9 protein-coding genes are annotated in these 9,917 nt (G+C 71.7%); 5 read left to right on the top strand and 4 right to left on the bottom strand.

All coding sequences use genetic code 11. The annotated features are described in order from the left end of the window. Positions 1-1,805 (bottom strand): phenylalanine--tRNA ligase subunit beta (gene pheT / locus KBZ04_RS10070; RefSeq protein ID WP_254991800.1); only part of this gene is annotated, 1,805 nt, incomplete at its 3' end. A gap of 112 nt (positions 1,806-1,917) precedes the next feature. Here pheT and rpmG point away from each other — a divergent pair. From rpmG to KBZ04_RS10055, 3 genes are all read left to right on the top strand, one after another. Next, positions 1,918-2,112, top strand: a complete 195-nt coding sequence (gene rpmG / locus KBZ04_RS10065) for a 50S ribosomal protein L33 (RefSeq protein WP_254955951.1) — start codon at positions 1,918-1,920, stop codon at positions 2,110-2,112. A gap of 89 nt (positions 2,113-2,201) precedes the next feature. Continuing rightward, positions 2,202-2,423: a 30S ribosomal protein S18 gene (rpsR, locus tag KBZ04_RS10060; protein WP_006041316.1), complete on the top strand. Its 222-nt coding sequence runs from the start codon at positions 2,202-2,204 to the stop codon at positions 2,421-2,423. Between the two features lies 1 nt (position 2,424). Further along, positions 2,425-4,464, top strand: coding sequence for an RNB domain-containing ribonuclease (locus KBZ04_RS10055; RefSeq protein WP_254991799.1), 2,040 nt, complete (start codon positions 2,425-2,427; stop codon positions 4,462-4,464). Positions 4,465-4,474: 10 nt separating this feature from the next. Here the strand turns inward: KBZ04_RS10055 and KBZ04_RS10050 are convergent, their stop codons facing one another. The 3 genes from KBZ04_RS10050 to KBZ04_RS10040 are packed head-to-tail and all read right to left on the bottom strand — an operon-like array spanning position 4,475 to position 7,282. Next, positions 4,475-4,789, bottom strand: coding sequence for a hypothetical protein (locus tag KBZ04_RS10050; protein ID WP_254991798.1), 315 nt, complete (start codon positions 4,787-4,789; stop codon positions 4,475-4,477). A gap of 37 nt (positions 4,790-4,826) precedes the next feature. Beyond that, positions 4,827-5,417, bottom strand: a complete 591-nt coding sequence (locus KBZ04_RS10045) for a hypothetical protein (protein ID WP_254991796.1) — start codon at positions 5,415-5,417, stop codon at positions 4,827-4,829. Continuing rightward, positions 5,414-7,282 (bottom strand): FAD-dependent oxidoreductase, encoded by a 1,869-nt coding sequence (locus KBZ04_RS10040; RefSeq protein WP_254991795.1) that lies wholly within the window; start codon positions 7,280-7,282, stop codon positions 5,414-5,416. The genes KBZ04_RS10045 and KBZ04_RS10040 overlap by 4 nt, the downstream gene beginning before the upstream one ends. Before the next feature lie 149 nt (positions 7,283-7,431). On the opposite strand from KBZ04_RS10040, the gene metG reads away from it, so the two are divergent. Both metG and lptC read left to right on the top strand, forming a co-directional pair. Next, entirely contained in the window at positions 7,432-8,982 is a 1,551-nt protein-coding gene (metG, locus tag KBZ04_RS10035; protein WP_254991801.1) for a methionine--tRNA ligase, read from the top strand. Beyond that, the coding region (gene lptC, locus KBZ04_RS10030) for an LPS export ABC transporter periplasmic protein LptC (RefSeq protein WP_254991794.1) at positions 8,979-9,917 on the top strand (939 nt) is incomplete at its 3' end. The genes metG and lptC, both read left to right, overlap by 4 nt.

Raw genomic sequence — 9,917 nt, 5'->3', positions numbered from 1 at the left:
TGGCGCTCCTCACCGCTGGCTGCGCCGCCGGGGAACACGCGGCCGATTTCAAAGCCCCAGAACCCCGGCAGGGAGGCCTGCAGGTTGCGGCGGGCGGCCTGGAGCAGCTCCTGGTGCAGGTTGTCGCGCAGGTGGCCGTAGTCGGCCAGGAGCGGGTTGGCCAGGGGCACCCGGCCCGGTGCCGCCGCCACCAGCGACAGGGACACGATCTCCTGCAGGCCGGCGGCGCAGAGGGCACGGCGCAGGCGTCGCTCCAGCTGCTGGGCCGGCTCCAGGCCCCCGGGGATCAGGGGATCGGGCAGGTGGGCGGCGAAGTGGTCGTAGCCCACCAGCCGGGCCACCTCCTCGATCAGGTCCACCTCGCGCTTGAGGTCCATGGCCCGCTCGGGCGGCACCCGCACCTGCCAGCCTTCTTCGCCTTCCTCCAGGACGCAGCCAAGGGCCTCGAGGGTGGCGGTGATGCGTTCGTCATCGAGGTCCTGGGCCTCGCCGTCCACCACGATGGGGCCCAGCAGGTTGTGGAGGGCGTCGCGGCGCAGGGGCAGGGGCGGCTGGGGGGATGGGCTCCGCTGGTGCAGCCAGCGCCCCTCGACACGGGCTCCGGCCAGCTCCTGGAGCAGGGCCACGGCCCGGTCGGCGGCGGCCAGGGTGATCTCCCGTGGCACCCCCTTCTCGAAACGGCTGCAGGCCTCGCTGCGCAGGCCGACGCTGCGGGCGGAGCGCCGCACGGCCTGGGGGGCGAACACGGCCGCCTCCAGCCAGATGGCGGTGGTGGCTTCGGTGACGGCCTCGGCCAGGCCCCCCATCACCCCGGCCAGGGCAATGGGGTGGTCGCCGCAGGTGACCACCAGGGCCTCGTCGCTCAGGGTGCGCTCCTGGCCGTCGAGGGCCACGAAGGCCTCACCGCTGCGGCCCTGGCGCAGGCCGATGCTCGCCGGCTCGGGCGTGCCGCCCGTGAGCGCCCCCAGGCGATCCCGGTCGAAGGCGTGCAAGGGCTGGCCCGTTTCCAGCATCACCAGGTTGGTGATGTCCACCACGTTGTTGATGGGGCGCACACCGGCCCGCTCCAGGCGCTGGCGCAGCCAGTCCGGGGAGGGACGCACTTTCAGGCCGTCAAGGGCAGTGAGGCTGAACAGTCCCCCCGCCTCGATGGCCTCGCGGTCGGCCGGCGCGGCGGCCAGGGGCACAGCCGCCACCACGGGCGCCGCCGCAGGGAAGGTGGTGCTGCCGCCGCTGAGGGCCGCCACCTCGCGGGCGATCCCGCGCATCGACAGGCCATCGGGCCGGTTGGCGGTGATCGCCAGTTCCAGGACCTGGTCGTCGAGGCCCAGCAGGGGCCCCACGGGCGTCCCCAGGGGGGGCACGCTGGTCAGCAGCCGGTCGAGTTCGGCGATGCCGTCGCTGCCGTCGTCGAGGCCCAGCTCCCGCAGGGAGCAGATCATGCCGCTGCTGGCCACCCCCCGCAGTTCGGCGGGCTTGATCGTCAGCCCCACCGCCGGCAGGGTGCTGCCCACCAGGGCGACGGGCACGTGCAGCCCCTGGCGCACATTCGCGGCGCCACAGACGATCTGAAGGTGTTCGCCAGCCCCCACATCGACCCGGCAGACACTGAGCTTGTCGGCGTTGGGGTGGGGATCGCGCTGCACCACATGACCCACCACCACACCGGCCGCCCGGGCGGCCAGATCCTCGATGGCCTCCACTTCGAAACCGGCGATCGACAGGCGCTCCGCCAGAGGCGCAGGATCAAGACAGGCCGGTTCCACGCTGACCAGCTCCCGGAGCCATTGGAGCGAAACCAGCATCGGAGGGGTGCACAGCAGCCGTTCAGCTTAGGAAGCGATCAGGGCCCTCCCCATCGGGAGGTAAGGTGCAGGATCGTCTCTCTGCAACGCATCCGCGGCGCAACGTCCTTCCATGGCCAAAAACAAGGGCGTCCGGCTGGTGATCACCCTCGAGTGCACCGAATGCCGGTCCAACCCCGCCAAGCGGTCCCCTGGCGTGTCCCGGTACACGACCCAGAAGAACCGCCGCAACACCACCGAACGGATTGAACTCAAGAAGTTCTGCCCCCACTGCAACGCCCCCACCGTCCACAAGGAGATCAAGTGAAGCTGGATTCCCTGCGGAATCCCATCGCCTGACCGTCCCCAGGACCCTGCAGCGGCAGTTTCCTCCTTTCGTTCCATCACTCCGTTCCCATGTCCAGTTCCTTCTTCAAGAAGCGCCTGTCGCCGATCAAGCCCGGTGATCCGATCGACTACAAGGACGTCGATCTGCTCAAGAAGTTCATCACCGAGCGCGGCAAGATCCTGCCCCGCCGCCTCACCGGCCTGACGGCCAAGCAGCAGCGCGATCTCACCAATGCCGTCAAGCGGGCCCGGATCGTGGCCCTGCTGCCCTTCGTGAATCCCGAAGGCTGAGTTGCCCGCCGCCTCGCGTCGGTTCACGGCGGGTGACCTGGTCGGCCTCCACGACGACAGCCGCAGTCTGCTGGCGGTCGTGGTGGCCGAAAAGGGAACGCGCCTCGATCTCAGGGTGGGTTTCGAGGCCAAGGCCGTCCAGCGGGGGGTCCGGCAGCTCGACCTGCTGGCCGCTCTCCCTGGCGATCAATCGCCGCCCTCACGCCTGTCCCAGCCCCCCTGGGGCCTGAGTCCGGAGAGGCTGCAGCAGGCCGCCCCCAGCCCCAGAGAGCTGGGGGCGGCCTGGCTGTTGCTGCTGGACGACCCGGCGTCCCTCAAGCTGGGGGACTTCGTCGATCTGATCGGCGACGGCGGCGACCCGATCCAGAGGGCCGCCTGCTGGCTCTGGCTGCAGGGCCCCCAGACCCTGTTCCGCTGGCGCCAGCAGCAGGTGGAGGTCCGGCAGCTGGTGGATGTAAGGCGGTTGCGGCGGGACGCCCACCGCCAGCGGCTGGCCGAGCAGCGGCGTCGCCAGTGGCAGGACGCCCTGCGCCAGCGTCGCCCGATCGATCCTCAGCAGCTCGACCCCGACCTGCGCCAGCAGCTGGCCCTGCTGCGGGAGTGGGCCAGCGGCGACACCAGCCGCCCCCTGCCCGACGACCTGCACCGGGCCCTGCAGGCGGCCCACTGCGCGATGGAAGCCTCCCCGATCCGGCACCTGCTGGTGGACCTGGGCCAGTGGGAGCGGCACCACCTCCCCTCGCTGGAGAACACCACCTGGCAGGCAGGCTTTGCCGCGGAACTGGAGGACGAGGCCCGCCGGCTGGTGGACCTGGCCGCCACGGACCTGCCGGGCGACGAGCGCCGCCGCGACCTCACCGGCCTACACACCGTCACCATCGACGATGCGGACACCCGCGACATCGACGACGGCCTCTCCCTGGAGCAGGGGCCCGACGGAACGCCACGGCTGTGGATCCACATCGCCGACCCCGGCCGGCTGGTGGCGGCGGACAGCCCCCTCGACACCGAAGCCCGGCGCCGGGCCAGTAGCCTCTACCTGGCCCGGGGACCGCTGCCGATGTTCCCCGAGGTGCTCAGCACCGGCCCGATGAGCCTGCGCATGGGCCAGCGCAGCGCGGCCCTGAGCCTGTGGGTGGAGTTGGCCGATGACGGCACGGTGGCGGGCTTTGGGCTGGAGTCCAGCTGGGTGCGGCCCGCCTATCGGCTGAGTTATGCCGATGCCGATGAACTGATCGAGCTGGCCCCGCCCCAGGAGCGCTACCTCGAGGAAATCCATTCCCTGATGGAGCGGCGGCGCCGCTGGCGGCTGGCCCGGGGGGCCCTCGATCTGGACCAGCCCGAGGGCCGGATCCGCTGCGACGAGCTGGGGGCCCAGCTGGAGATCACCGAACCCTCGCCCTCGCGCACGCTGGTGGCCGAAGCCATGATCCTGGCCGGGGCGGTGATCGCCGGCCTCGGCCAGGATCATGGCCTGGCCCTGCCCTACCGCAGCCAGCTGGCGGCAGAGCTGCCCCCCGAAGCGGAGCTGGCGGCCCTGCCGGCGGGCCCGGTGCGCCACGCGGCCATCAAGCGCTGCCTCAGCCGGGGACTGCTTGGCACCAGTCCGGCTCCCCACTTTTCCTTGGGCCTGCCCTGCTACGTGCAGGCCACCTCGCCGATCCGGCGCTACAACGATCTGCTGGTACAGCGCCAGTTGCTGGCCCAGCAGCAGGGGCGGCCGGTGCTGGACGAGGCGGAGCTGGGTGGGCTGCTGAGCGAGCTGGAGGTGGCGATCCGCCAGGGCCTGCAGATCGCCCGGGAGGACCAGCGCCACTGGCAGCAGGTGTGGTTTGAGGCCCAGGAGCAGCACCAGTGGCCGGGGCTGTTCCTGCGCTGGCTGCGGCCCCAGGACCGGCTCGGCCTGGTGCACCTGCCCGATCTGGCCATGGACCTGGCCGCCGAATGCCATGGCGACCCCGGCCCCGGCGACGCCCTGCTGGTGCGCCTGCAGCAGGTGGATTCCCTGCGGGACCTGCTGCGCTTCACGGCCGCGGGCTGACTCTGGGGGCTCAGGGACTGAGGTTGTACTTGCCCATCGCCTGCTGCTTGCAGATGGTCTCAGCCTGCTGAATGGTGGCCCGGGCGTTCACCTGCTCGGCCACGCAGGTGCAGGTGTCCTTGGCCAGGCCGGCGGGCACAGTCTTGCCCGCCTTGGCGAAGTCGGCGTTCACCGCCAGGGTGCAGTAGTGGATGATCAGCTGGTCGCGCATGTTGTTGAGGCCCTGGCCCCGGGCGGGCAGGCCGGCCAGCAGCAACGCCGAACCCGCCAGGGAGAGCAGCACGGGCAGGGTCCGGACGGTGAATCCGGGCTTGGCGGAAGCCATGGAGCAACGAGGCTGGTGCAGCCCATCCTGGCTGACTTCAGGCTGACTGGCCCGTTTGCGGCATACGGCGCCGCCGCCAGAGCAGCAGCAGCACCACCCCGATGCAGGCCAGGCCCACCGCCGCCGGAAACAGGGCCGTCGTGAGCGTCAGACGCTCCAGGGATAGGAGCACCAGCAGATTGCGCAGCACGAACAGGCCGAAGAAGCCGATCCGTTCCTGTTCGGGGTGGCTGTAGGCCCGCCGCAGGGTGGGGCCGAAGCCCAGCAGGTCCACCAGGGTGAGGATCACCACGGCCCAGAGGGGATCGGCGGTGAGGAACCAGAAGGGCAGGGCCGAGGCGGCGCCGGCCAGAAACAGCCAGTCGCTCGCCGTGATCGCCCGGTCGGCGCCATGGGCGAAGGCCAGCCAGGCGATGGAGAAGGTGATCAGGGCCGACACCCCCGTGGGCCAGGTGCCGACCCCGCCGCCCCCGGCACGCTGGGCCAGGAACACCAGCAGGGTGGTGACCCCCCAGATCAGCCAGGAGAACACATGGGGCCGGGTCCGCCCCGAGCGGATCGAATCGATGTAGGGGAGGAAGGCCGCGAAGGTGAGGGCGATGGCGGCGCCGCTGAGCAGCGGCTTCACGGCACGAGCCGCGACACCCGCAGCCAGGGACCCCAGGGGTTGGCGCAGCCGATCAGGGCTGCCGGGGTGGGGTGATCGAGGCCCAGCAGCCAGTGGTGCAGGGCCGGCTCCAGGGTGATCAGCGGCCAGACCCCCGCCTTGCCGTGGAGCAGGTAGCCGCCCTCGCCATCGGGCACCAGCTCGCCGCGCCAGAGGCGCTCGCCGGGCTCCGGCGGCGGCACCCAGCCCACCGGGGCCCCCAGATCCGTCGCCTCCAGATGGCCGTGGCGATCGATCCGCTCCGGCGCCTCCAGCGCCTGAAGCTGCCGCTCACGCCAGCAGGGATGGTGCCAGGGGGTGTCCCACAGCGGCACCACGGCGGCCGGTGCCAGCGGATCCTCGATCAGTGCCGCCTGCAGACGCCGCACCGGCAGGGCGGCCGGCTGCAGGTCGCCCTGCACGCACAGGGCCGCCGTCAGGCCGGCGGCCTGGCCGATGTTGAGCACCAGGGGCTGCAACCGCGTGGCCCCGTTCGCCATGTGGCTGACGCCGAAGCCCTTGTCGGCCGCCAGCAGGTTCGTCACCCCCTCACTCACCAGGGCGCCGTAGGGAATGGTGAACGGGGTGCCGCTCCAGCGGCCGCCCCAGCGGCAGCTCTTGGGGGCGAGGGGCCAGTCGCCGCCGGGGTAGTGGTGGTCGTTGGCGTAGTTGCCCACGGCAATACTGCTCAAGGCCCCATCGGCGGTGCGGCTGAGGGGGGCGATGCAGGCGCCCTCCCCCTGGGGCAGCAGGTGCTGCTCCAGCACCAGCTCCCGGGCCACCAGCCGGCGGCCCTCGCGCCAGTAGGGCATCAGGGCCAGGGATCCGGCGCCGCTGAGCCGGCCGGCGGCAGCTTCTTCGGGCGTGGGAAACACCGCCGCCGGCCCCAGCCAGCCGTCGCTGGCCTGGCGCAGGGCGGCGGCGAAGGCCCCGCTGTGGTCGCGCATCGCCGCCAGCAGCTCGCCCTCTGCCGCTTCGGCCGCTGTGGCATCGGTGGCGCCACCGGCGACCTGCTCGGCGAAGGCCCGCTCCAGGCCGTGGTGCCAGTCGTTGCCGTGCAGGGGCCAGTTCAGCATCACCAGGCCCCCGGGCAGCCGGCCGTAGGTGAGGGTGCGCTCCAGGCCGAAGGCTTCGGTGGCCCTGGCGAATGGGGCGCCTAGGGAAGGGGGGGAGTGCCGCCAGGCCTCCCGGTCGGGCGCGGCCGGTCCCGTCCGTTCGTCCAGCTGGCCCAGGCACACCCAGGTGGGCGACTGGACCGGCTGCCGCTGGAAGAAGGGATCGCTCCCGAGGCGCTCGGCCGTGGGGGCGCTGGGTTCCTGCCACAACTCTTTGGCTTCCCAGCCGAAGCGGAACGGGGCGCCGGCCAGGGGATAGAGCTCGCCCCGGTCGCTGCCGTCGATCACCACCGTCGGCACCAGGCGCCGCTGGACGCCCCGATGCTCCACCCTCACGGCGCCGATGCGGTCTCCGTCGCGCTCCACCGCCTCCAGCCGCACGCCGGACCACCAGTCCAGCCGTTCCTCGGCGGCCACCCAGCGGCGCAGAATCCGCTCGGCGCTGGCGGGGCGGTAGCCGAAGCAGCTCACCCAGTTCTGGTCCAGCCCTTCCGGCTCGCTCCATTGCAGGGCCCGCAGAAGGGCGCCCCACAGCCCGCTCTGCCAGGGGCTCAGCTCATTGCCGTCCGGGGCGCACACCCCGGCGGCGCTCACCATGCCGCCGAGCCAGGGGCCGGGGGTGAGCAGCAGGGTGTCGACGCCGGAGCGGGCGGCCTGCAGCGCGGCGGCGACACCACCGCTGCCGCCGCCCCAGACGATCACGTCGGCCCTGCGATCGAAGCCCGTGCGCATCGGGGAGAAGGGGCCGGAGTCAGGGGGCCAGCATCCCATCCCGGGGCCATGGGTAGGATCCGGGCCCCGGGCCTGGGCCCAAGGGCGTCATGGGGGGCGTCACGGGACTCCCTCCTGCCGCCGGCGGACCCGGCCGACGTCGCCTGCCGATGACCTATACCCTCACCACACCCCTTTATTACGTCAACGACCGCGCCCACCTGGGCAGCACCTACACCACCCTCGCCTGCGACAGCATCGCCCGCTTCCGGCGGCTGCAGGGGGAGCGGGTCACCTTCATCACCGGCTGCGACGAGCACGGTCTGAAGATCCAGCGGTCGGCCGAAGCGGCCGGCCTCACTCCCCAGGCCCACTGCGACGCCATCAGCGGCGAGTACCGCGACCTGTGGCGCCGCTGGGGCATCAGCAACGACCGCTTCATCCGTACCACCGACCCGCGCCACCGGGCGATCGTTCAGCAGTTCTTCGCCCGGGTCGAGGCCAGCGGCGATGTGGTCGAAGGGCGCCAGCAGGGCTGGTACTGCGTCGCCTGCGAGGAGTTCAAGGAGGAATCACCGGCGGCCAACGAGCCCCACTGCCCCATCCACCTGCGCCCACTGGAGTGGCGCGACGAACTGAACCTTTTTTTCCGCCTCTCCAGGTACCAGGAGCCGATCGAGCAGCTGGTGGCCAGCGACGGGTTCATCGCGCCGCGCTCCCGCCGCCGGGAGGTGGAGAACTTTGTCGCAGGCGGCCTGCGGGACTTCTCCATCTCCCGCCTCGACCTGCCCTGGGGCATCCCCGTGCCCGGCTACGAGGGCCACACCTTCTATGTGTGGTTCGACGCCCTGCTGGGCTACCTCTCGGCCTTGCTGGAGCCCGACGATCCCACCGACCTGACCCTGCTGGCCAAGCGCGGCTGGCCGGCCCAGCTGCATGTGATCGGCAAGGACATCCTGCGCTTCCATGCGGTTTACTGGCCGGCGATGCTGCTGTCGGCCGGCCTGCCCCTGCCGGAAAGGGTGTTCGGCCACGGCTTCCTGACCCGGGAGGGCCAGAAGATGGGCAAGTCCCTGGGCAACGTGCTCGATCCCGATGTGCTGCTGGAGCGCTGCGGTGCCGATGCGGTGCGCTGGTACCTGCTGCGGGACATTCCCTTCGGGGATGACGGTGATTTCCAGCAGCAGCGCTTCAGCGATCTGGTCAACAATGACCTGGCCAACACGATCGGCAACCTGCTCAACCGCACCTCCTCGATGGCGCGCCGCTGGTTCGACGGCGGCGTGCCGCCGGCCGGCGGTGCCGCCGCCGCCGACCATCCCCTGGCCGTGCGCTGCCTGGCCTGCGCCGAGACCGTCGACGGCGCCCTCGAGGCGCTGGATTTCCGCACGGCGGCCGCCGCGATCCTGGAGCTGGCCGAAGCGGCCAACGGCTTCCTGAACGATCGCGCCCCCTGGAAGGCGATCAAGGCCGCGGAGGGCCGTTCCGGGGTGGCCGAGGACCTCTATGCCGTGCTGGAGACCAGCCGCTGGGTGGCCGTGCTGCTGGCCCCCCTGCTGCCGGATCTCTCCGGACGCATGCTCGACCAGCTGGCCCAGCCGGCCCTGCTGGCCGACATCGGCTGGACGGAGGCCCGACACTGGGGGAAGCTGGCCAGTGATCTGGCCCTGCCAGAACCGACGCCGGTGCTGCACCGTCTGGAACTGGATTCCCCCCTTTGACGCTTCCTCCCCTCGCGCGACGCTGGCACCTGTCGGCCCTGCTCCTGCTGCTGCTCACGGGCTGCGGCCGCGGTGAAGTGGCCCGAGAGACGGCACCCACCCCCTTCGTGTTCCGCTCCCTGGATCTGCGCCAGCAGGACGTGTTCGGACGGCCGAACTGGGAGCTGACCAGTCCGGAGGCCCGCTACGACCTGCGGCGGCGGGTGGCCCGGGCCCTGCAGCCCCGCGGCGTGATCTTCAGCGACGGCAAGCCCGCCTACCGGGTGGAGGCCTCCACCGGAACGGTGATCAACGACGGGGCCGTGATCCTGCTGGAGGGGAGGATCCGGCTGCAGCGGCTCGGGAAGGAGCCGGTGATGATCCAGGGCTCCCGGGTGCGCTGGATTCCCTCCCGCAACCTGATGGAGATCGACCGCCATCCCGAGGGTTTCGACCCCCACACCCGGCTCTCCGCCGATCGGGCCACCTTCCGGATCGACAAGGACACCCTGGAGCTGCAGGGAAAGCCGCGCCTGCAGCGCTGGGCCCTGGCCTTTGATCCCTTCCGGGCCAACCCCGTCGGAGCCCCCCAGATCCTGTTGACGGTGGCTTCGGTGCAGTGGCAACCCGGCAGCGGCGCCCTCAGCGCCCGCGGACCGGTGCTGGGGGAACGGCGACCGCCGGGTTCAGCCCCTGGCTCCCCCCTCCAGACCCTCACGGCCACCTCCCTGAACGGGAACACCCAGACCCAGCTGTTCAACCTGGGGCCGCCGGTGCTGTTCAGCGATCCGGCGGTGGCCGGCGGCGCCAGCGCCCGGGGCAAGGCCCTGCAGGTGGATGCCGGCCAGCATCTGGTGCGGATTCCGTCAGGCTGCTTCCTGCAGCAGGACGGTGCCACCCTCGAGGCCCAGAGCTGCTCCTGGAACTGGCAGACCCAGGCGGTCAGCGCCGATGGA

The organism is Cyanobium sp. N5-Cardenillas (genome assembly GCF_024345515.1).
In the GTDB taxonomy this organism is placed as follows: domain Bacteria; phylum Cyanobacteriota; class Cyanobacteriia; order PCC-6307; family Cyanobiaceae; genus Cyanobium.
Note: the sequence above shows the minus strand (reverse complement) of the source record. Positions and strands in the feature narration are given on the sequence as shown.

What these genes read in the sequence shown, in the direction of transcription:
- rpmG (WP_254955951.1), top strand. Translation starts at nt 1,918, where the DNA reads ATGGCCAAAAACAAGGGCGTCCGGCTGGTGATCACCCTCGAGTGCACC.
- KBZ04_RS10040 (WP_254991795.1), bottom strand. Translation starts at nt 7,282, where the DNA reads ATGCGCACGGGCTTCGATCGCAGGGCCGACGTGATCGTCTGGGGCGGC.
- rpsR (WP_006041316.1), top strand. Translation starts at nt 2,202, where the DNA reads ATGTCCAGTTCCTTCTTCAAGAAGCGCCTGTCGCCGATCAAGCCCGGT.
- metG (WP_254991801.1), top strand. Translation starts at nt 7,432, where the DNA reads ATGACCTATACCCTCACCACACCCCTTTATTACGTCAACGACCGCGCC.
- KBZ04_RS10050 (WP_254991798.1), bottom strand. Translation starts at nt 4,789, where the DNA reads ATGGCTTCCGCCAAGCCCGGATTCACCGTCCGGACCCTGCCCGTGCTG.